This window comes from Streptomyces murinus (assembly GCF_002154555.1).
GTDB lineage: Bacteria > Actinomycetota > Actinomycetes > Streptomycetales > Streptomycetaceae > Streptomyces > Streptomyces murinus.
This window is the reverse complement of the sequence record NZ_MUNF01000037.1, coordinates 17,102-37,465: the sequence shown is the minus strand read 5'-3', so window position 1 is coordinate 37,465 and position 20,364 is coordinate 17,102. Positions and strand designations below refer to the sequence as shown.

Sequence of the window (20,364 nt, the reverse complement as noted above, 5' to 3'; positions counted from 1 at the left end):
GGCCGGGGTCGGATGGCCGGGGTCGGATGGCCGGGGTCGGATGGCCGGGGTCAGATATGCCCCACGCCCGCCCCCGCCTCCGCGTTCCCGCCCCGCTTGGTCAGGAAGGCCACCAGCACCGCGACCACGGCGACACCCGCGGCGACCAGGCAGGCGAGGCTCATCCCGGAGATGAACGTGTCGTGCGCCACGGTCGTGATCTTGGCGGCGATCTCGGCCGGTATCCCCTTCTGCACCGGCGCCACACCCGCCTGCACGGCCTCCGACGCCTGGTCCAGCTGGGCCGGCGTCAGCGGCGGCAGCCCCGCGTGGGACCAGTTGCCCGGCAGCGCGCTGTCGACCTTGGAGGCCATCACCGCGCCCAGCACCGCCGTACCGAGGCTGCCGCCGATCTGCATGGCGGCCTGCTGGAGGCCACCGGCCACACCGGACAGCTCCATCGGCGCGTTGCCGACGATGACCTCCGTCGCGCCGACCATGACCGGTGCGAGACCGAGGCCGAGGAGGGCGAACCAGACGGACATCACGCCGCTGCCCGTGCCGGCCGTGAGGGTGGACATGCCGTACATGGCGATCGCGGTCGCGGCCATGCCCCCGGCCAGCGGGACCCGCGGGCCGAGCTTGGTGATCGCGGCGCCGGCGAGCGGCGAGGCGACGATCATCATGCCGGTGAGCGGCAGCAGGTGCAGGCCGGCGTCGACCGGCGACATCCCGTGCACGTTCTGGAGGTAGAAGGTCACGAAGAACAGGCCGCCCATGAAGGCGATGGCCATCAGGACCATCAGGACCACACCGGCCGACAGCGGCACGGAGCGGAACAGGCCGAGCGGGATGAGCGGTTCGGCGACCCTGGTCTCCCAGAACGCGAAGAACGCGAAGAGCAGGACCGAGGCGATGATGAAGCCCCAGGTCTCGCCCGAACCCCAGCCCCAGCTCGGCGCCTTGATGAGGGCCCAGACGAGGCAGAACATCGCGCCGGACAGCAGGGCGATGCCGAGCACGTCGAAGGAGCGCGGCGCGTTGCTCGCGCGGTGGTCGAGCAGGATCAGCAGGCCCAGGACCAGGGCGATCGCGCCGACCGGCACATTGATGAAGAACACCGACTGCCAGTTGACGTGCTGCACGAGCACGCCGCCGAGGATCGGGCCGCCCGCGGTGGACGCGCCGATCACCATGCCCCAGATGCCGATGGCCATGTTGAGCTTCTCGGCCGGGAACGTGGCCCGCAGCAGGCCGAGCGCGGCCGGCATCAGCAGCGCGCCGAACAGGCCCTGGAAGACGCGGAAGGTGACGACGGAGGCGATGCTGTCCGACAGCCCGATCGCACCGGAGGCGGCGGCGAAGCCGGTCACACCGATGAGGAAGGTCTGCCGGTGCCCGAAGCGGTCACCGAGCTTGCCCGCGGTGATCAGGGTGACCGCGAGGGCGAGGAAGTAGGCGTTGGTGATCCACTGCACATCGGCGAAGGTCGCGTGCAGATGGTCGCGGATGGCCGGGTTGGCGATGGCCACGATGGTGCCGTCCAGGGCCACCATCATGACCCCTACGGCGACGGTGATCAGGGTGAGCCACGGGTGGCCGCGCATCCCTGTGGCCGGCGCTTGTTCCGCCGGGGCCGGCGGGGCTCCGTCGCCCGGGCCCGTCGTGTCGATGGTGGTCTGACCAGTCATGCGTTCGAGACTAGTGACAGCCACTGACAGTTGACAAACATTTTCATAAGTCGGTAACTGACAGTGCGGACTTCCACATAGGCTGAGCTGGTCGAACATCGGGGAAGGGGCAGTCGAGGGGCCATGGAGACGCTGCGCGAGCGCAAGAAGCGGCGTACCCGGGAGTCGCTGCTGCGGGCCGCTCTCGAACTGTTCACCACCCAGGGGTACGAGCGCACGACGGTGGACGAGATCGCCGCGGCCTGCGAGGTCTCGCAGCGCACCTTCTTCCGCTATTTCGCGGGCAAGGAGGACGCCGCCTTCGCCGTGCAGGAGATGACGGAGGCCCACTTCCTGGCCGCCCTGCGCGCCCGGCCGCCGCACGAGGCGCCGATGGAGGCGCTGCGGCAGGCCGTCCTCCAGGACTGGGACTCGATCCGCGAGACCGTCGAGTCGGCCGTGCCGATGGAGCTGTATCTGCGCATGTACCGGACGATCGAGTCGACGCCCGCGCTGCTCGCCGCCCATCTGCGCCGCTCGACCGCCGTCGAGGAGAGCCTCGCGCGGCTGCTGGCCGAGCGGGAGGGCGTGGACGTGGACACGGACCCCCGGCCGAGGCTCGCGGTGGCGGTGTTCGGCGGGGTGATCCGGGTCACGGAACGGCAGTGGTGCCTGGGCCGGGACTTCAGCCTGGAGGCCGTCAGATCACTCACCGTCTCGTACCTCGATCAGGTGAGTTCGGCCCTCCAGGGGAACTGGCGCGCGAACTGAGGCCGTTGGCACGACGTCGGAAAGATCGACGGAAGTGCGTCCGGGGGACCGCCGATGTGGTGTTCAGCAGATCGACTGCGACAGGTTCGAAAGATCGTTCACCGTGTGTTCGATCTCCGCCGAAACGTGATCCCGGTCACCTGGTTACCGCGAGACCGTCTCGTTCTCCTAGTGTGTCCTCCCAGTGACTTCCTTCGATACCTCCTCCCCGCAACTCAACGTCTGGCGCGCGATGCTGGCGCTGGCCGTCGTGTTCGTGATGCTCGCCACCACCGGTTGGACCGCCCTGCGCACCCACCGGGAGTCCGGCGAACTCCAGGCGTCCCGCGACAAGTGGACCCACGGCAGCCTGCACGGGCTGCGGCTGCCGGACCCGGAGGCCGACCCGGCGCGGCTCACCCGCTTCTTCGTCTCGCTCTCCGCGCAGGACCGCTCCCGCCTCGCCCACCGCTATCCGCTCGCGGTGGGCAACATGAACGGCGCGCCGGTCTCCCTGCGCTACCAGGCCAACCACCTCGCCCTGGAGCAGCAGCGCGCGGTCGAGCGCGAGCGCATGCACGACAGCCGGCTCAGCACGGCCGGCCAGCAGGACGCGGGCCGTCGTATGCACCGCTACGAGTCGCTGCTGACCCCCGGCCGCCAGATCCTCTCCTTCGACCCGTCGGGCACCGGCCGCATCTCCGAGGTGTTCGGGAACCTGGCGAAGGCGCAGCGGATCTCGGTCGTCGTCCCCGGCGTCGACACGGACCTGCTCACCTTCCAGAAGACCAACCGCCCCTACACCGCCCCGGTCGGCATGGCCAAGGCGCTGTACGCGGCGGAGCGCACCGCCGCCCCGAAGACGCGTACGGCCGTGATCGCCTGGGCCGACTACACCTCCCCCGACGGCCTCGGGGTGGACGCGGCCACCGGGGCGCGCGCGGCGGAGGGCTCCCTGCGGCTGAACGCGCTGCTGCGGGCCCTGCCCGGCCGGGCCCCGGTGTCGATGTTCTGCCACAGCTACGGCTCCGTGCTGTGCGGGGTCGCCGCGCACGGCATGCCCGGACGGGTCGCCGACATAGCGGTGGCCGCCAGCCCCGGGATGCGGGTTTCCCGGGCCGCCGACCTGGACACCACCGCCCGGGTGTGGGCCATGCGGGACGCCACCGACTGGATCCAGGACGTCCCGTACCTGGAGCTGGGCGGGCTCGGGCACGGCGCCGATCCGGTCGCCTCGGGCTTCGGCGCCCGGGTGCTGTCCGCGCGGGACGCGCAGGGCCACGCCGGGTACTTCACTCCGGGCACGGACAGCCTGCGCAACCTCGCCGACATCGGCACGGGCGCGTACGACTCGGTGACATGCGCCGGTGAAACTGACATGTGCCGGGCCGGTCTGGGCGCGACGGCGACGGCCCGACGCGCGTAGAAACAGCAGGAAGTGCGGTCCGCGAAGGTGGCGACGGAGAAGGACGTGCCGCATACGATGAGCCGCATGGGTGACGTACTGGCGGGTTTTCATGCCGTCTGGGAGTTCGAGTCCGACTCCGTGCTCATCCGCTACGAACGGGGGATTCGAACACCGAAGTTGTTCCAGGCGCTCGGTGAGCGGCGGATCCCGCTGTCCGCGCTGGAAGAGGTCACACTCACTCCGGGCCGGCGTGGCACCCTCGTTCTGCGGCTGGTGCCCCGGGCGGGCGCGGATCCGCTCATGGAGGCGGCGGACGGGCAGCTGAAGGAGGGTTCCGACCCCTATCGGCTGGTGCTGCCGGCCGAGCGGGAGCCCCAGGCGGCGTCCTGCGCGGAGGAGCTGGCGGCGCGGCTGACGGAGTCGGGTCCCGCGGACCGGTATCTGGTGGCCGCGCCCACGGCGCCGCTCCAGTTCAAGGCGTACGACGGGAAGGCGACGTTCGACGGGACGTCGGTGCAGTTCCGCTGGTCCTGGACGGGTGCGTCCACGGCCAAGTGGAAGGCCGGCGACCAGAGTTACGCGATCGCCGACCTCAGCGGGGTGGAATGGCGCTCACCGGAGGCCCTGGAGGGGTTCCTGCGGCTGCGCGCCTCGGGTGCGGCGGCGGTCCCGGAGCCCGACCAGGATCCGGCGGCGGTGGTGTTCGGGCTGGGCTACGGCCCGGTGCACGAGTCGCTGCCGTTCGCCGCCGCGGTGCTCGCGGCCGTGCGTTCGCGGCGGCCGGTGCCCGCGGTGTCGCAGTGCCGCCGCGACCCCGCGGACATCGCCGAGCGGATCAGACACCTCGGCGAGCTGCATCAGGCCGGGCTGGTGACCGACGAGGAGTTCACCGGCAAGAAGGCGGAACTGCTCGCGGAGCTGTGATCACTCCCGGCCCGCCGAGGTGAACGCCATGTCCGCGTACCGCTCGCCCGCCACCTTGCCCGCGATCGGCTCCAGCCGCGCCAGCTCGTCCTCGGTCAGGGTGATCCGGGTCGCGCCCACGTTCTCCTCCACCCGGCTCGCCTTGCGGGTGCCCGGGATCGGGATCACCGAGAGGGAGTCGACCGTCGCGCGCTGCTGGACCCAGGCCAGGGCGATCTGGGCGGCGCTCGCGTCATGGGCGGCGGCGATGGTGTGCAGGGGCTTCAGGAGGGCCGCGTTGGCGGCGGCGTTGTCACCGGTGAAGCGGGGCTGCTGACGGCGGAAGTCGTCGGAGGAGAGGTCCTTGTCCGCGTTGGCGAACGCGCCCGTCAGGAAGCCCCGGCCGAGCGGCGAGTACGGCACCAGGGCGACGCCCAGCTCCCGTGCGGCGGGCACGACATGCGCCTCGATGTCCCGGCTGAACAGGGACCACTCCGACTGCACGGCCGCGATCGGGTGCACGGCGTGCGCGGCGCGCAGCTCCTCGGCGGTGACCTCGCTGAGGCCAAGGTGCTTGACCTTGCCCTCGCGCACCAGCTCCGCCATCGTGCCCACGGTCTCCTCGATGGGCACGTTCACATCGCGGCGGTGCATGTAGTAGAGGTCGATCACCTCCACGCCGAGCCGCTGGAGGCTGCCTTCGACGGCCTCGCGGATGTACGGGGAGTCGTTGCGGATGATCCGCTTGGTCGGGTCGTCCTTCGGGATGGACAGGGCGAACTTGGTGGCGATCACCACCTCGTCGCGGTGGGCCCGGAAGAACGGGGCGAGGAACCGCTCGTTCTCGCCGGCGCCGTACGCGTCGGCGGTGTCGTAGAGGGTCACGCCGAGCTCCAGCGCCCGGTCGAGGGCGGCGCGCGCCTGGTCGGTGTCGGTGGGGCCGTAGCCGAAGCTCATGCCCATGCAGCCGAGTCCCTGCACACCGACCTCGGGCCCCTGCGCTCCCAGGCGGGCCGTCGGAATCCTGGTGTCGGTCATCGCGTGTTCCCCTCAGTGGCGTAAAAATCGATCTTGCGGTCGAGCACGGCGAGCGTGTCCCGCAGCTCCGCGATCCGGCCGAGCACGTCCCGGCGGGTCTGCTCCAGCAGTTCCTGCCGCTCCCGGTAGGTCCCGGCGCCCTCGCGCACCAGCTCCGCGTACCTGACCATGTCCGCCACCGGCATACCGGTCAGCCGCAGTTTGGTCACCAGGTCCAGCCAGTCCAGGTCGCGGTTGGTGTACCGGCGCTGACCCGTGTGCGAGCGGTCGACGTGCGGCATCAGGCCGATCCGTTCGTACCAGCGCAGCGTGTGCGCGGTCAGGCCGGTGCAGGCGACGACCTCGCTGATCGTGTAGCGGTCCTGGCCGTCCGGGCGCGGGTGGCGCGGGGGCCGGGCGGAGCAGATGTCGGCGGGGTGTGAGTCCTCAAGGGTCGCAGGCGTGGTCTGCATCACCGTCATGCCTCAACGCTATGACCTTAGAGTGCACTCCAAGCAAGCCGGGCCGGTAAGAAAACCGCAGGACCGGGCGCCGGGTGGCTGGATAGCGTGCGGGGCATGAGTCTCGCACGCCGGGCCGGGCCCGAGGACGCCGCCGAAGTACTGCGCCTGCGCCAGGTCATGATCGATGCGCTGGGCAGGCCGGGGTTCACCGGGGCGACGGGCTGGCACGCCGAGTCCCTGCCGCTGCTGCGCGAGCGGCTTGCGCCGAGCGAGGACGACGCCGACGGGGATTTCGGGGTGTTCGTCGTCGAGTCCCCGGAGCGGCCGGGCCGGCTGGCCGCGCTGGCGGCGGGCACCGTGGACTACCGCGTCGGCACCCCCCACAATCCGCTCGGCCGGGTCGGCTACGTCTTCAGCGTGGCCACCGACCCGGACGCCCGGCGCCGGGGATACGCGCGGGCGTGCATGGACGAGCTGCTGGCCTGGTTCCGGGCGCGGGGCGCCGGACATGTCCTGCTCACCGCCTCCCCGGACGCCCAGCCGCTGTACGAGTCGCTGGGCTTCACCCGGGATCCTGACCCGTCGATGCGGCTCATGCTGTGAGCCGCATAGGCTCGACGGCATGTCGTTGAACAGCCTGGCGTCGATCGAGAACTGGCCCGTGCCCACCGCGGCCGCGGGTGTCGTACGAGCCGACGGGACCGTCCTCGGGACGCACGGACCCCTCGCCCACCGCTTCCCCCTCGCCTCCGTCACCAAGCCGCTGGCCGCCTACGCGGCGCTGGTGGCGTACGAGGAGGGGGCGATCGAGCTGGACGAGCCGGCCGGGCCGCCCGGGGCGACGGTGCGGCATCTGCTGGCGCACACCTCCGGCCTCGCCTTCGACGAGCACCGGGTGATGGCGCCGCCCGGGGAGCGGCGGCTGTACTCCAACGCCGGGTTCGAGCAGCTCGGCGACCACATCGCCAAGGCGACGGACATCCCGTTCGCGGACTACGCGCGGCAGGCGGTGCTGGAGCCGCTGGGCATGACGTCCACCTCGCTCGCGGGTTCCCCGGCGAAGGACGGCGTCTCGACGGTGGCGGACCTGCTGCTGTTCGCGGCGGAGGTGCAGGCGCCCCGGCTGCTGGACCCGCGCACGGTCGCGGCGGCGATGACCGTCCAGTTCCCGGGCACCAAGGGCGTGTTGCCGGGCTACGGCCATCAGAACCCCAATGACTGGGGCCTCGGCTTCGAGATCCGTGACGGCAAGTCGCCGCACTGGACCGGTGGTTCCTCCTCCCCCCGTACCTTCGGCCACTTCGGCCAGGCCGGCACGTTCCTGTGGATCGACCCGGACGCGGGCCTCGCCTGCGCCGCCCTCGCCGACCGCGCCTTCGGCCCCTGGGCGATCGAGGCATGGCCGGTCTTCACCGACGCGGTGCTGGCCGAGACGCGCGGCCTGCGCTGATCGGCGGTCCGATAACCTCCCCCGTGCGCACGGGAATTCACCGGCGGCGCACGGCAGCGGGTATCGGGGGACAGTGATGGACGGGGTTCGGGCCGACGGCGAGTTCCGGCCGTTGGACAGCGGTGATCCGCGGGCGGTGGCGGGCTACCGGCTCGCCGCCCGGCTCGGTTCGGGCGGCATGGGCACGGTGTATCTGTCGTACACGCCGGGCGGCCATCCGATCGCCCTGAAGACGATCCGGCCGGAGCTGAGCGAGGACCCGGAGTTCCGGCGCCGGTTCCGGCAGGAGGTGCGGGCGGCGCAGCGGGTGCAGGGCCTGTACACCGCGCCGGTCATCGACCATGACACCGAGGGCGCCCGGCCCTGGCTGGCCACCGCCTATGTCGCGGGGCCCTCGCTGGCCTCGGCGGTGGCCGAGCACGGCCCGCTGCCGCTGCCGTCGGTCCTGCTGCTGCTCGCGGGGATGGCCGAGGCGCTGTCGGTGATCCATGGCGCGGGCATCGTGCACCGGGATCTGAAGCCGTCCAATGTGCTGCTGGCCGCCGACGGCCCCCGGGTGATCGACTTCGGTATCGCCCGGGCCGCCGACGCCACCGCGCTGACCGGCACCGGTGTCGCCATCGGCACCCCCGCGTTCATGTCGCCCGAGCAGGCGGCGGGCCGGCCGGTCACGCCCGCCTCGGACGTGTTCGCGCTCGGCCAGGTCGCGGTGTTCGCGGCGCGCGGCCAGGGCGCGTACGGCGAAGGGCCCTCGCACGCGGTGCTGTACCGGATCGTGCACGAGGAGCCGGACCTTGCGGGGATGCCCGCCGAACTGGCCTTCGTGGCGCGGTGTCTGGCGAAGGATCCGGCCGGACGTCCCACCCCGGCCGAGGTGGTCGCACTGTGCCAGGAGGCGTCGCCCGCGCCGCTGCGGCAGTCCGGTTCCTGGCTGCCGGAGGCGCTGGCCGCGCAGATCACCCGGCGGGTCTCCGCCTCGGCGGCGCTCGCCGCGGCCCCGACGGTCGCACCGGCCGCCCCGCCGCCCACCAGACCGCTGCCCGGGCCCGGCACCCCCGCGCCGACCGCGCGAGGGCCCCATCCGGGCCCGGCCGGGGGAACGCCCGCCCAGCCGCCGCACGCCCCCGGGTACCGGCACCCGGCGCCGCCGCAGCCGTACCCCCCGTACGTCCAGCCGTACGGCTGGCAGCCGCCGAAGCCGAAGCGGAGCGTCGGCCGGAAGATCGCCATCGGCGCGGCCGTCGGGGTCGCCCTGCTGTGGGGCGCGGGCTGTGTCTCGGTGCTCAGCCGCCTCGGCGACAGCACCGACGACAGCTCCTCGCGGACCCCGGCCGGCGCGTCCGGGCAGCACCGCCCCGACCCCAAACCGGTCAGCTTCAAGGGCATCAACATCCCCCGGGGCTACTGGGTGCGGTTCGCCGACTCGCCGCCGAAGCCGACGGACGAGCAGTACACCTCCAACGCCAGCTTCGGCAAGAACGCCGACTTCTACTACGACGACGACCCGGACTACTCCGAGGACCAGACGCCCGTCGTGGGCACCGCGGGCGACAAGGTGGTCCTGCTCAACAACGCCGAGCACGGCTCCCTGGCCACCTGCCGCAGGGTGACCCGCTACGCCGAGAACATCCATCTGTCCCAGCTCAGCAAGGGCTCGCAGATCTGTGTGCACACGGTTTCCGGCCATGTCGGCCTGGTCACCTACCGCGGCACGGCGGGCCGCGGCAGCCCCAGCGACTACATCACCGTCGACCTGACCGTCTGGCGCAACGCGGAACCCGCGAGCGACGACGAGCAGTGAGCCGTCAGCCGGACAGCTCCCAGACCAGCAGCTCGGCGGGCGTCACCGCGACCGCGGCCAGATTCCGCGCGCCGGTGATCCGGGCCGCGTCCCCCGCGCCCAGCTCCGCGTCGTCCAGCCGGACCGCGCCGCGTACGACATGGACGTACAGAAACGCCGCGTCCGGTACGGCGGTCCGCTCCCCCGCGCCCAGGCGGCGCACATGCAGCATGGCGCCCGCGGCCGGGACGGCGTAGGGGGTGGCGTCGGCGATGCCCGGGACGATGTCGTACGACGGCTCGCCGCCCGGCTCCAGCGGGGCCAGCCACATCTGGAGGAAGGCCAACGGGCCCGCGCCGTCGTTGCGTTCGACGTGCCGGACGCCCGCCGCCGCGCTCAGGTGCTGGACGTCTCCCGCGCGCACGGTCCGCTCATGGCCCGCGGAGTCGCGGTGGGTCAGCTCGCCCTCGATCACCCAGGTGACGATCTCGGTGTGGCTGTGCGGGTGTTCGTCGAACCCGGCGCCGGGCGCGAGCCGTTCCTCGTTGCAGGCGATCAGCGGGCCGAAGCGCAGGTTGTCGGGGTCGTAGTGCGGGCCGAAGGAGAAGGCGTGGCGGGTCTCGATCCCGGCCGCCGGGTCCCCGCCCGGATAGCGCTCGGCGGCGCGCCGTACGTCGATCACGTCCCCACCGTAGTCCTGTCCCCGGTGCGCGCGGGCCCCGGGTTGCCGACCCGGCGACGCATGCTCCCGTCCGGATAAGGCACTCTTGTCCCCGTGCCCGAACCCGAATCCCACCCTGGTGACCCCGCAGCGTCCGTCGTCCATACGCACGCGGCGACCCTGAAACGGCTGGAGAAGTCCTCCGGGAGTCTCGCGGCCCAGGCGATCGCGCGGATGGACGAGACCCTGCCGTGGTACCGGGCGATGCCCCCGGAGAACCGGTCCTGGATCGGGCTGGTCGCCCAGGCGGGCATCGCGGCGTTCACCGAGTGGTTCCGGCGCCCGGACACCCCGCAGGCGATCTCCACGGACGTCTTCGGAACCGCGCCGCGCGAGCTGACCCGGGCGATCACGCTGCGGCAGACCGTGGAGATGGTGCGCACCACCATCGAGGTCATGGAGAGCGCCATCGACGAGGTGGCCGCCCCGGGCGACGAGCGGGTGCTGCGCGAGGCGCTGCTGGTGTACGCGCGGGAGATCGCCTTCGCGACCGCCCAGGTGTACGCCCAGGCCGCCGAGGCACGCGGTGCCTGGGACGCGCGTCTGGAGTCGCTGGTGGTCAACGCCGTGCTCAGCGGCGAGGCCGACGAGGGCGCCGTCAGCCGGGCCGCCGCGCTGGGCTGGAACTCTCCCGAGCATGTGTGTGTCGTCCTCGGCACCGCCCCGGACGGGGACAGCGAGCTGACCGTGGAGGCGATCCGGCGGGCGGCACGGCATGCCAAGCTCCAGGTGCTCACCGGCGTGCTCGGGAACCGCCTCGTGGTGATCGCGGGCGGCAGCCCCAACCCGCTCGCGGTGGCGAAGTCGCTGATCGGGCCCTACGCGGCGGGTCCGGTGGTCGCCGGTCCCGTCGTACCGGACCTGCTGGCCGCCACCCGGTCCGCGCAGGCCGCCGCCGCCGGGCTGAAGGCGTGCACGGCGTGGCAGGACGCGCCGCGGCCCGTGCTGGCGGACGATCTGCTGCCGGAGCGCGCGATCGCGGGCGATCCGAGCGCCCGTGAGCAGTTGGTGGAGGAGATCTACAGACCGCTGGGAGAGGCCGGCTCGGCGCTCCTGGAAACCCTGAGTGTCTACCTGGAGCAGGCGAGCAGCCTGGAGGGCGCGGCACGGATGCTCTTCGTTCACCCGAACACCGTGCGCTACCGGCTCCGACGTGTGACAGACGTCACCGGGTGGTCGCCTTCGGATGTACGATCCGCGTTCACGCTACGGATCGCGCTCATCCTGGGGCGCCTGGCCGACGGTGACCCTCAGGCATAGCGTTTTGTCAGAGGTCAACAAAAGCCCTTCGTGTTCTTCGTCCCTGTCCCCACGGGCGGCCGTGCCCGTACCCAAGAGAGAGTGTGAGAGTGCTCGTACTCGTCGCTCCCGGCCAGGGCGCCCAGACGCCCGGCTTCCTGACCCCCTGGCTCGAACTCCCCGGTGCCGCCGACCGTGTCGCCGCGTGGTCGGACGCCATCGGCCTCGATCTGGTGCATTACGGAACCCAGGCCGACGCCGACGCGATCCGTGACACCGCCGTGGCCCAGCCGCTGCTGGTCGCCGCCGGGATCCTGTCCGCCGCGGCACTCGGTGCCATGTCGGAGATCGCGCCGGGCGCGGTGGCCGGGCACAGCGTCGGCGAGATCACCGCGGCCGCCTTCGCGGGCGTGCTGTCGGACGCCGCGGCCCTCCAGCTGGTCCGCACCCGTGGCCTCGCCATGGCGGACGCCGCCGCGATCACCGAGACCGGTATGTCGGCGCTGCTCGGCGGCGACCCGGAGACCTCCCTCGCGCACCTGGAGAAGCTGGGCCTGACGCCGGCGAACATCAACGGCGCGGGGCAGATCGTCGCGGCGGGCACGCTGGAGCAGCTGGCCGCGCTGAGCGAGGACAAGCCCGAGGGCGTGCGCAAGGTCGTCCCGCTGAAGGTGGCCGGCGCCTTCCACACCCGGCACATGGCCCCCGCGGTCGAGACGCTGGCCAAGGCCGCCGCCGGCCTCGCGCCCGCCGACCCCGAGGTCCCCTACGTGTCCAACAAGGACGGCAGGTCCGTCACGTCCGGCACCGAGGTGCTGGAGCGCCTGGTCGGCCAGGTGGCCAACCCGGTGCGCTGGGACCTGTGCATGGAGACGTTCAAGGAGTTGGGCGTCACCGCGCTCATCGAGGTGTGCCCCGGCGGCACGCTCACCGGACTGGCCAAGCGTGCGCTGCCCGGCGTCAAGACGCTGGCCCTGAAGACCCCCGACGACCTCGACGCCGCCCGTGCGCTCATCGCCGAGCACGCCGAAGCCTGACGCATGCCGACGCCTGACGCATAAGGAGCCGTAGATGGCGAAGATCAAGCCCAGCAAGGGCGCACCGTACGCGCGCATCCTCGGTGTCGGCGGCTACCGTCCGACCCGTGTGGTGCCCAACGAGGTGATCCTGGAGAAGATCGACTCGTCCGACGAGTGGATCCGCTCGCGCTCCGGCATCGAGACCCGGCACTGGGCGGGCCCCGAGGAGACGGTGGCCGCGATGTCGGTCGAGGCGGCCGGCAAGGCGATCGCCGACGCCGGTATCGATGCCTCGCAGGTCGGCGCGGTCGTCGTGTCGACGGTGTCGCACTTCGCCCAGACCCCGGCCATCGCCACCTCGATCGCCGACCAGCTCGGCACCGAGAAGGCGGCCGCCTTCGACATCTCGGCCGGCTGCGCGGGCTTCGGCTACGGCCTCACCCTGGCCAAGGGCATGGTCGTGGAGGGCTCCGCCGAGTACGTCGTGGTGATCGGCGTGGAGCGGCTCAGCGACCTGACCGACCTGGAGGACCGGGCCACGGCCTTCCTGTTCGGTGACGGCGCGGGCGCGGTCGTCGTCGGCCCCTCCAAGGAGCCGGCCATCGGCCCGACCGTGTGGGGCTCCGAGGGCGACAAGTCCACGATCATCAAGCAGACCGTCTCGTGGGACCGTTTCCACGTGGGCGATGTCAACGAGCTTCCGCTGGACCGCGAGGGAAACATCAAGTTCCCCGCGATCACGCAGGAGGGCCAGGCGGTGTTCCGCTGGGCCGTGTTCGAGATGGCGAAGGTCGCCCAGCAGGCGCTGGACGCGGCCGGGATCACCTCGGAGGACCTGGACGTCTTCATCCCGCACCAGGCCAATGTGCGGATCATCGACTCGATGGTGAAGACTCTCAAGCTGCCGGAGCATGTCACGGTCGCCCGTGACATCCGCACCACCGGCAACACCTCGGCCGCCTCGATCCCGCTCGCCATGGAGCGGCTCCTGGCGACCGGGGAGGCGAAGAGCGGTGACACCGCGCTCGTCATCGGATTCGGGGCGGGTCTCGTCTACGCCGCCACGGTCGTTACCCTCCCCTAGGCACTCCGTGCCGGATCATGCGATCCGGTGGGGGGAAAAATGCCACAAACCGTCTGGAATATCGAAGAAGGAGCGCCTGACATGGCCGCCACCCAGGAAGAGATCGTCGAAGGTCTCGCCGAAATCGTCAACGAGATCGCCGGCATCCCGGTTGAGGACGTCCAGGTGGACAAGTCCTTCACCGACGACCTGGACGTCGACTCGCTGTCCATGGTCGAGGTCGTCGTCGCCGCCGAGGAGCGCTTCGACGTGAAGATCCCGGACGAGGACGTCAAGAACCTCAAGACCGTCGGCGACGCGACCGACTACATCCTCAAGCACCAGGCCTGAGCCACTCGCTGAGGCCCTTACGGCCCGTCAGGCCGCGAGGCCGTCGGGCCGGCAAGGCCCCGCCACCCGGCGGTGGCGCCGTAGATTCCCGCATCCGTTGGAGAAAGAATTCCCGTGAGCCCGACCAATCGCACCGTGGTCGTCACCGGTATCGGCGCAACCACACCGCTGGGTGGCGACGTAGCTTCGTTCTGGGAGGCCCTGGTCGCCGGCAAGTCCGGTGTCCGTCTTCTGGAAGAGGAGTGGGCGGCGGACCTGCCGGTCCGCATCGCCGCTCGTATCGCCGTCGAGCCGGGTGAGATCATCCCCCGGCCGCAGGCCCGCAAGCTCGACCGCTCGGCGCAGTTCGCGCTGATCGCCGCGCGTGAGGCCTGGCAGGACGCCGGCTTCACCGCTCGTGCCGGCGCTGTGACATCAGACGCTGACGCGTCGGGCACGTCCGTCAACCCGGACCGTCTCGGCACGGTGATCGCCTCTGGCATCGGCGGTGTGACGACGCTTCTGGACCAGTACGACGTGCTGAAGGAGAAGGGCGTACGCCGCGTCTCCCCGCACACCGTGCCGATGCTCATGCCCAACTCCCCGGCGGCCAACGTCGGTATCGACCTGGGCGCCCGCGCCGGCGTGCACACCCCCGTGTCGGCCTGCGCCTCCGGCGCCGAGGCCATCGGGTACGCGATCGAGATGATCCGCACCGGGCGTGCGGACGTGGTCATCGCCGGTGGCACCGAGGCCGCGATCCACCCGCTGCCCATCGCCGCTTTCGGCAACATGATGGCGATGTCCAAGAACAACGACGACCCCTCGGGCGCGTCCCGGCCCTTCGACACGGGCCGCGACGGCTTCGTGCTCGGCGAGGGCGCCGGTGTGGTCATCCTGGAGTCCGAGGAGCACGCGAAGGCGCGCGGCGCCCGGATCTACGTGGAGGCGGTCGGCCAGGGCATCTCCGCCGACAGCCATCACATCACGCAGCCGGAGCCCTCGGGCAACGGCATCGCGCACGCGCTCCAGAACCTGCTGGACAGCACGGATCTGAAGCCGGCCGAGGTCGTACACGTCAACGCGCACGCCACGTCCACCCCGCAGGGTGATGTCGCCGAGATCAAGGCGCTGTGGAAGGTGTTCGGCGACGATGTCGAGCACATGGCGATCTCCGGCACCAAGTCGATGACCGGTCATCTGCTCGGTGGCGCCGGCGGCATCGAGACGGTGGCGTCGATCCTGGCGCTGGTGAACCGTACGGCGCCCCCGACGATCAACGTGAAGGACCTCGACCCCGAGGTCAACGCGGATGTCGTGGTCGGCGAGGCCCGGCAGCTGCCGGAGGGCCGGATCGCCGCGCTGAACGACTCGTTCGGGTTCGGCGGCCACAACGTGGTGCTGGCGTTCCGCACGATCTGAGTACGCAGCGAGAAGGGCCCCCACCTGCTGGCGAATTCCAGGGGTCGTAGCAACACAGTGATCAACTGGCTGTCGCCAGGAGTTTAGCGAGGCGCTCGGCTGGGGTTTCCCAGCCGAGCGTTTTGCGTGGGCGGCTGTTGAGTTCGGCGGCCACGGCCTGAAGGTGCTCGATGGTGTGGCCGCTGAGGTCGGTTCCCTTGGGGAAGTACTGTCGCAGCAGGCCGTTGGTGTTCTCGTTCGAGCCGCGCTGCCAGGGGCTGGCCGGGTCACAGAAGTAGACCGGGATGTCCGTGGCGACGGTGAAGCTGCGATGGGCGGCCATCTCCGAGCCCTGGTCCCAGGTCAGAGACCGCCACAGATGTGGCGGAAGGGTCTGGACGGTGGCGGTGAGCGCGTTGCGGGTCGCCATCGCGCTGTGACCGATTGGCAGGTGCACGAGCATCACGTAGCGGGTGGCCCGCTCGACCAGGGTGCCGATGGCTGAGCGGCCGTCCTTGCCGATGATGAGGTCGCCTTCCCAGTGGCCGGGGACGGCCCGGTCGGCGGCTTCGGCGGGCCGTTCGCTGATCAGGACCATGTCCTTGATGGCGCGGGAGGCGCGCTTGTGGGCCTGGCGGTGCGGGCGCCGGCGGGCCCGGCCGGTGCGAAGAGCACGGGTCAGTTCCCGGCGGAGTTCACCGCGGCCCTGGACGTAGAGGGCCTGGTGGATCGTCTCGTGGGTCACGTGCATCTCCGGCCGGTCGGGGAAGCGTGCCCGCAGAGCCTGGCAGATCTGCTCGGGGCTCCACCGCATCGCGAGGTGCTGCTGGATGAAGTCCCGCAGCTCGGGGTTCTGGCCGATCTTGCCGGTCTTCGGCCGTGCACGGCGTCGTGTGGCCCTGCGGTCCGCCTCGAACGGGCGGTAGACGAAACCGCCCCTGGGCATCGGGCGACGGTTGCGGCGTATCTCGCGGCTGATCGTCGAAGGGCTGCGGCCCAGCTCGGCGGCGATCTGCCGGACCGATGCCTTCTCGCGCAGCCGGTCGGCGATGTGGATGCGGTCGTGCTCCTGGAGATACCGCGACGAGCGGGCGGGCGGTTCCTCCGGACCGTGCAGGTTGTCGGGGCTCTGCCCCTGCTCCTGGTAGATCGGAGGAACCGCCTTGCGAAGGTTCCCGGGCGCATGGTGACCGTTACGCCACTTCATGCCCGTGCGCCGGTCTATACCGACGATCCGGGCCGCCTCCCGGGTGCTGTAACCCTGCTCCATGAGCCGGAAGTATGCGGCCCGCTCACGGACCAACTTCCGGGGCCCCTGCGGCTTCCTGCTCTTGCGGACCTCGAAGTCCATCGCACCCCTTGAGCTGGGGTGTTGCAACGACCACTAGAACTAAAGCTCGGCGGGGGCCCTTCCGTACGTCCGCCCGGCGTGGCTCAGTCGAAGGAGCAGGGGATGACGAAGTCGTCGTAGGACCGCTTCACATCGATCGCGCGGTCCGCGTCGTAGTAGCCGCCGACCTGGTAGTAGGACATGTCGAGGTGGCGGACGCCGCACCTGATGATCCCGATGGGGCCGAAGACCAGTTCCTCGCCGCGGGACGTCTGGGTCCAGGAGCCCCGCCGGCTGACGGACGGACCGCCCTGGACCGGGTTGGCGTCCATGGTGACGGTGGCCGACACCCGGGCGTCGTAGCCGGGGGTGGTGTTGTACCAGGCACCGCCCCACCAGTAGGTGTTCTTGTCGGTCTCGATGTACATGGCGGACCGCCCTTCGCGGTCGCCGACCTGGACGCAGGTCCGGAACGCGGTGAAGGTGTAGCCGTCGCGGCCGTAGACCTCCTCCCAGCCGGTGCAGTGGGTCCCGACCTCGGGGTGCGGGCCGTCGTCGGCGGACGCGGTCGCGGGGGCCGCGAGTACGGACACCGCCAGGGCGGCGGCCGCGGCGGTGGCGCGGGCAAGGTGCCTGAGCTTCATGGTCGTTCCTTCGTCGTCCGGTGCCGCGTGGCGCACGCGGCGGCCGGATGGGGAACGAGGCGGGGCCCGGTCGGGGAACGGTCCGGCGGGCGGTTCCTTCGGCGGCGGGCTCGCGCCGGTCGCGGGTTCAGACGGTCCGCCACGCCTCCAGCGCGAGGCCCGGTTCGGCTTTGCGGCGGGTCAGGAGGAGTTGGCCGATCGACGGGGAGAGGGTCGCCGCGACCACCCGGCCGTCCTCGTCGGTCGCGAGGGACACCCGGGCGTCCACCGTCAGCCGGGGGCCCGACTCGGTCCACCAGGCGCCCGCGGACTCCAGTTCGGTCGGGTAGGCGGCGAAGGCGACGCGGCCGGTGGCGGAGCGCTGGGCCAGCAGGGTGCAGTCGTGGCCCTCGAGGTCGCAGCGGACGGCGCTGACCGGGCCGTGGCCCGCGGCCGTCAGCAGGGTGACCGGTTCGCCGCCGGGCCGCCAGGCGCACAGTTCGCCGTCGGTGCCGGTGTAGTAGAGCGTCGTGCTCGCGGCGGACGTGGCGAGGGCGTACAGGGTCCCTGGGCGGACCGGGGCCTTCAGGGGCTCCTGGAGTACCGGCTGGGCGCCGGGGGCCTCCTGACGCCAGTACAGGACGCCCTCGGGGCCCGCCGCGTACAGCTCGACCCTGCCGGACTCCCCCGTCACCGCGGCGAGTCCGTCCTGGACGCCCTTGCCGCCGAGGTCCCGCCAGGGCTCCCAGCCGCCCTTCTCCTTCTGCGCGAGCATGCTGACGCCGCCGCCCTTGTTGCGCACGAAGACGTGGGCGCGGCCCTGCGCGTCCACGGCGACGGCGGGCTGTCCGGTGCGGTCGCCCTTCTTGTCGGGGTGGCCGACCGGGCTCCAGTCCAGGGCGGCGAGGTGGGCGCGGTAGTGGGTGGAGTGCACGAGGCCCGACTCGCCCTTGCCGGTGGGCCGCCAGGACACCAGGTGGGTGTAGCCGTCCGCGCCCTGGCCGAGGGCCGGGACGGGGTGCAGTCTCTGTTCGCCGCCTACCTTGCGCGGACCGGTCCAGGGGCCGCCGGGGGTGCTCTCCGCCCGGCACAGGACGGCGTCGCCCGACGACTGGTAGACGCTGAGCCGGCCGTCGCGGCCGCGCAGGAGCCAGTCTCCGTTCACCCGGTCACTTTAAGCCGGGACCCTGTGCGCCCGGCGAGCGGGCACCATGGCAGGCATGACGAACGACCTGCCTCTGCTCATCGTCGACGGCGCCAATGTGGTCGGCTCGGTGCCCGACGGCTGGTGGCGCGACCGGCGCGGAGCCGCCGAACGGCTGCGCGACCGCCTGGTGGCGTACGCCGACTCCGGTACGGCGGAGCTGCCCGGGCCGCTCGAACTGGTGCTGGTGGTCGAGGGCGCCGCGCGCGGGGTGGCGTCGGTGCCGGGGGTGCGGGTGGCGGAGGCGCCCGGCAGCGGGGACGACCGGATCGTGGAGCTGGCCGGGGAGGCGGCGGGCCGTACCTGTCTGGTCGTCACCGCGGACCGTGAGCTGCGGCGCCGGGTGACGGCGCTGGGGGCGGGGGTGACCGGGCCGCGCGCGGTGCTCGGCTGAGCCGGGGCCGCCGCGGCGCCCCGCGTCACCGGGGCGGTCACGAGATCGGCGGCGCGGGCTCCGGCTCCGACGGCTGCTCGGGGTGGGCGAGCCGGCTGTGCGAGCGGCCGTAGAGGAAGTAGACGGCGAAGCCGATCACCATCCAGATGGCGAACCGCAGCCAGGTCTCGGCGGGCAGATTGAGCATCAGCCAGAGCGTGGCGCACACGGAGACGATCGGAACGACCGGAACCCAGGGGGTGCGGAAGGCGCGGGGCAGGTCGGGGCGCGTCTTGCGCAGAATGATCACGCTGATCGCTACGACCACGAACGCGAACAATGTGCCGATATTGACCAGTTCAGCAAGCTCGCTGAGGCTGGTGAAACCGGCGACGATCGCGATGATCACACCGAGCAGGATGGTCGGCCGGTGCGGGGTCCGGAACCGGGGGTGCACCCGGGAGAAGAAGCGCGGCAGCAGCCCGTCGCGGCTCATCGCGAAGAACACCCGGGTCTGGCCGAGCAGCAGGATCAGGCACACGGTGGTCAGTCCGATGGCGGCGCCGAAGCTGATCACGCCCGCGTACCAGGGGTGCCCGATGGATTTGAAGGCGTCGGCGAGCGGGGCGTCCACGGACAGCTGGGTGTAGTTCTGCATGCCGGTGACGACGACGGAGACGGCCACGTAGAGCACGGTGCAGATGATCAGCGAGCCGAGGATGCCGCGTGGCACGTCCCGTTGCGGGTTGCGGGTCTCCTCGGCCGCGGTGGCCACGATGTCGAAGCCGATGAAGGCGAAGAACACCACCGAGGCGGCGGTGAAGATGCCCATCACGCCGAAGTTGGCGGGCGCCCAGCCGAACATCAGCTGCACCAGCGGCGCCTTGAGGCTGGCACCGGCCGGCACCGGCTGGGCCGGCGGGATGAAGGGGTGGTAGTTGCGGGACTGCACGAAGAACGCGCCCGCGATGATCACAATGAGCACGACGGCCACTTTGATCGCGACGACCAGCGAGGTGATCCGGGCCGAGAGCTTCATGCCGAGGACGAGGATCGCGGTCAGGACGAGCACCAGGAGCGCGGCGAGGATGTCGAAGCCGAAGCCGTGGGCGCCGTCGCGTCCGGAGAGGTACTCCGGCAGGTGCCAGCCCGCGTTGTCCAGCAGTGAGCGGATGTAGCCGGACCAGCCGACCGCGACCACCGCGGTGCCGAGCGCGAACTCCAGGACCAGGTCCCAGCCGATGATCCAGGCGGGCAGCTCGCCCAGGGAGGCGTAGCTGAAGGTGTACGCCGAGCCCGCCACCGGGACCGTGGACGCGAATTCGGCGTAGCACAGGGCGGCGAGGGCGCAGACCACGCCGGCGGCGACGAAGGCCAGGGCGACCGCGGGTCCGGCGTTGTTCTTCGCGACCTGTCCGGTCAGAACGAAGATACCGGTACCAATGATCACGCCGACGCCGAAAACGGTCAGATCGAGCGCGGAGAGCGACTTCTTGAGCGCATGCTCCGGTTCCTCGGTGTCCCGGATCGATTGCTCGACGTTCTTCGTCCGGAAGAGCGAGCTGCCCACGTTGCTGCCTCCCACGCTTGTCGTCCTCGACCTGGTCGACTTGATCGAGAGGACCGGGACGCGAGTGCCC

Annotated in this window: 20 protein-coding genes; 12 read left to right on the top strand and 8 right to left on the bottom strand. The window is 71.5% G+C overall.

Going from position 1 to position 20,364, the window contains the following annotated elements; genetic code table 11:
- Nucleotides 1-50: 50 nt before the first annotated feature.
- Nucleotides 51-1,586, bottom strand: coding sequence for an MFS transporter (locus tag CCN72_RS03160; RefSeq protein WP_425276122.1), 1,536 nt, complete (start codon nucleotides 1,584-1,586; stop codon nucleotides 51-53).
- A gap of 207 nt (nucleotides 1,587-1,793) precedes the next feature.
- Between CCN72_RS03160 and CCN72_RS03155 the strand changes: the two genes are divergently transcribed.
- From CCN72_RS03155 to CCN72_RS03145, 3 genes are all read left to right on the top strand, one after another.
- Nucleotides 1,794-2,420, top strand: coding sequence for a TetR family transcriptional regulator (locus tag CCN72_RS03155; protein ID WP_086806222.1), 627 nt, complete (start codon nucleotides 1,794-1,796; stop codon nucleotides 2,418-2,420).
- Between the two features lie 184 nt (nucleotides 2,421-2,604).
- Complete coding sequence (locus CCN72_RS03150; protein WP_086806221.1) at nucleotides 2,605-3,825, top strand: alpha/beta hydrolase; 1,221 nt, start codon at nucleotides 2,605-2,607, stop codon at nucleotides 3,823-3,825.
- Nucleotides 3,826-3,891: 66 nt separating this feature from the next.
- The gene (locus CCN72_RS03145) at nucleotides 3,892-4,731 is read left to right on the top strand and encodes a DUF4429 domain-containing protein (RefSeq protein WP_086806228.1); all 840 of its coding nucleotides are present in this window, start codon (nucleotides 3,892-3,894) and stop codon (nucleotides 4,729-4,731) included.
- On the opposite strand, the gene CCN72_RS03140 is transcribed toward CCN72_RS03145, so the two are convergent.
- Together CCN72_RS03140 and CCN72_RS03135 are read right to left on the bottom strand one after the other, a co-directional pair.
- The gene (locus tag CCN72_RS03140; protein WP_086806220.1) at nucleotides 4,732-5,748 is read right to left on the bottom strand and encodes an aldo/keto reductase; all 1,017 of its coding nucleotides are present in this window, start codon (nucleotides 5,746-5,748) and stop codon (nucleotides 4,732-4,734) included.
- The gene (locus tag CCN72_RS03135; protein ID WP_085564545.1) at nucleotides 5,745-6,209 is read right to left on the bottom strand and encodes a MerR family transcriptional regulator; all 465 of its coding nucleotides are present in this window, start codon (nucleotides 6,207-6,209) and stop codon (nucleotides 5,745-5,747) included. Before CCN72_RS03135 ends, CCN72_RS03140 begins: the two co-directional genes overlap by 4 nt.
- Nucleotides 6,210-6,305: 96 nt before the next feature.
- Between CCN72_RS03135 and CCN72_RS03130 the strand changes: the two genes are divergently transcribed.
- The 3 genes from CCN72_RS03130 to CCN72_RS03120 all read left to right on the top strand — a co-directional run bounded on the left by CCN72_RS03130 (nucleotide 6,306) and on the right by CCN72_RS03120 (nucleotide 9,442).
- Nucleotides 6,306-6,794: a GNAT family N-acetyltransferase gene (locus tag CCN72_RS03130; RefSeq protein ID WP_086806219.1), complete on the top strand. Its 489-nt coding sequence runs from the start codon at nucleotides 6,306-6,308 to the stop codon at nucleotides 6,792-6,794.
- A 19-nt stretch (nucleotides 6,795-6,813) separates the two neighbouring features.
- The gene (locus CCN72_RS03125; RefSeq protein WP_086806218.1) at nucleotides 6,814-7,641 is read left to right on the top strand and encodes a serine hydrolase domain-containing protein; all 828 of its coding nucleotides are present in this window, start codon (nucleotides 6,814-6,816) and stop codon (nucleotides 7,639-7,641) included.
- Between the two features lie 76 nt (nucleotides 7,642-7,717).
- Nucleotides 7,718-9,442, top strand: a complete 1,725-nt coding sequence (locus CCN72_RS03120) for a serine/threonine-protein kinase (RefSeq protein ID WP_086806217.1) — start codon at nucleotides 7,718-7,720, stop codon at nucleotides 9,440-9,442.
- Nucleotides 9,443-9,446: 4 nt separating this feature from the next.
- On the opposite strand, the gene CCN72_RS03115 is transcribed toward CCN72_RS03120, so the two are convergent.
- Nucleotides 9,447-10,103, bottom strand: a complete 657-nt coding sequence (locus CCN72_RS03115; protein WP_167408634.1) for a pirin family protein — start codon at nucleotides 10,101-10,103, stop codon at nucleotides 9,447-9,449.
- A 93-nt stretch (nucleotides 10,104-10,196) separates the two neighbouring features.
- Here CCN72_RS03115 and fasR point away from each other — a divergent pair, with 93 nt between their 5' ends.
- From fasR to fabF, 5 genes are all read left to right on the top strand, one after another.
- On the top strand, nucleotides 10,197-11,402 hold the full coding sequence (fasR, locus tag CCN72_RS03110; protein ID WP_085564550.1) for a fatty acid biosynthesis transcriptional regulator FasR: 1,206 nt from the start codon (nucleotides 10,197-10,199) through the stop codon (nucleotides 11,400-11,402).
- A gap of 89 nt (nucleotides 11,403-11,491) precedes the next feature.
- Nucleotides 11,492-12,418, top strand: coding sequence for an ACP S-malonyltransferase (locus tag CCN72_RS03105; RefSeq protein WP_086806216.1), 927 nt, complete (start codon nucleotides 11,492-11,494; stop codon nucleotides 12,416-12,418).
- A gap of 34 nt (nucleotides 12,419-12,452) precedes the next feature.
- The gene (locus CCN72_RS03100) at nucleotides 12,453-13,484 is read left to right on the top strand and encodes a ketoacyl-ACP synthase III (protein WP_037661516.1); all 1,032 of its coding nucleotides are present in this window, start codon (nucleotides 12,453-12,455) and stop codon (nucleotides 13,482-13,484) included.
- An 81-nt stretch (nucleotides 13,485-13,565) separates the two neighbouring features.
- Nucleotides 13,566-13,814: an acyl carrier protein gene (locus CCN72_RS03095; protein ID WP_037661514.1), complete on the top strand. Its 249-nt coding sequence runs from the start codon at nucleotides 13,566-13,568 to the stop codon at nucleotides 13,812-13,814.
- Between the two features lie 114 nt (nucleotides 13,815-13,928).
- The gene (gene fabF / locus CCN72_RS03090; RefSeq protein WP_086806215.1) at nucleotides 13,929-15,215 is read left to right on the top strand and encodes a beta-ketoacyl-ACP synthase II; all 1,287 of its coding nucleotides are present in this window, start codon (nucleotides 13,929-13,931) and stop codon (nucleotides 15,213-15,215) included.
- A 61-nt stretch (nucleotides 15,216-15,276) separates the two neighbouring features.
- Here the strand turns inward: fabF and CCN72_RS03085 are convergent, their stop codons facing one another.
- From CCN72_RS03085 to CCN72_RS03075, 3 genes are all read right to left on the bottom strand, one after another.
- Nucleotides 15,277-16,545: an IS30 family transposase gene (locus CCN72_RS03085; protein ID WP_086806214.1), complete on the bottom strand. Its 1,269-nt coding sequence runs from the start codon at nucleotides 16,543-16,545 to the stop codon at nucleotides 15,277-15,279.
- Nucleotides 16,546-16,628: 83 nt separating this feature from the next.
- Nucleotides 16,629-17,168: a hypothetical protein gene (locus tag CCN72_RS03080; RefSeq protein ID WP_086806213.1), complete on the bottom strand. Its 540-nt coding sequence runs from the start codon at nucleotides 17,166-17,168 to the stop codon at nucleotides 16,629-16,631.
- Nucleotides 17,169-17,295: 127 nt separating this feature from the next.
- Nucleotides 17,296-18,312 carry a DUF8189 domain-containing protein gene (locus CCN72_RS03075; protein ID WP_086806212.1) on the bottom strand — a complete coding sequence of 339 codons (1,017 nt, stop codon included), beginning with the start codon at nucleotides 18,310-18,312 and terminating at the stop codon, nucleotides 17,296-17,298.
- Nucleotides 18,313-18,367: 55 nt separating this feature from the next.
- Here CCN72_RS03075 and CCN72_RS03070 point away from each other — a divergent pair, with 55 nt between their 5' ends.
- The gene (locus CCN72_RS03070) at nucleotides 18,368-18,745 is read left to right on the top strand and encodes a PIN domain-containing protein (protein WP_208637902.1); all 378 of its coding nucleotides are present in this window, start codon (nucleotides 18,368-18,370) and stop codon (nucleotides 18,743-18,745) included.
- A 37-nt stretch (nucleotides 18,746-18,782) separates the two neighbouring features.
- Here CCN72_RS03070 and CCN72_RS03065 read toward each other — a convergent pair whose 3' ends face one another.
- Nucleotides 18,783-20,294, bottom strand: a complete 1,512-nt coding sequence (locus CCN72_RS03065) for an amino acid permease (protein WP_086806226.1) — start codon at nucleotides 20,292-20,294, stop codon at nucleotides 18,783-18,785.
- Nucleotides 20,295-20,364: the final 70 nt, after the last annotated feature.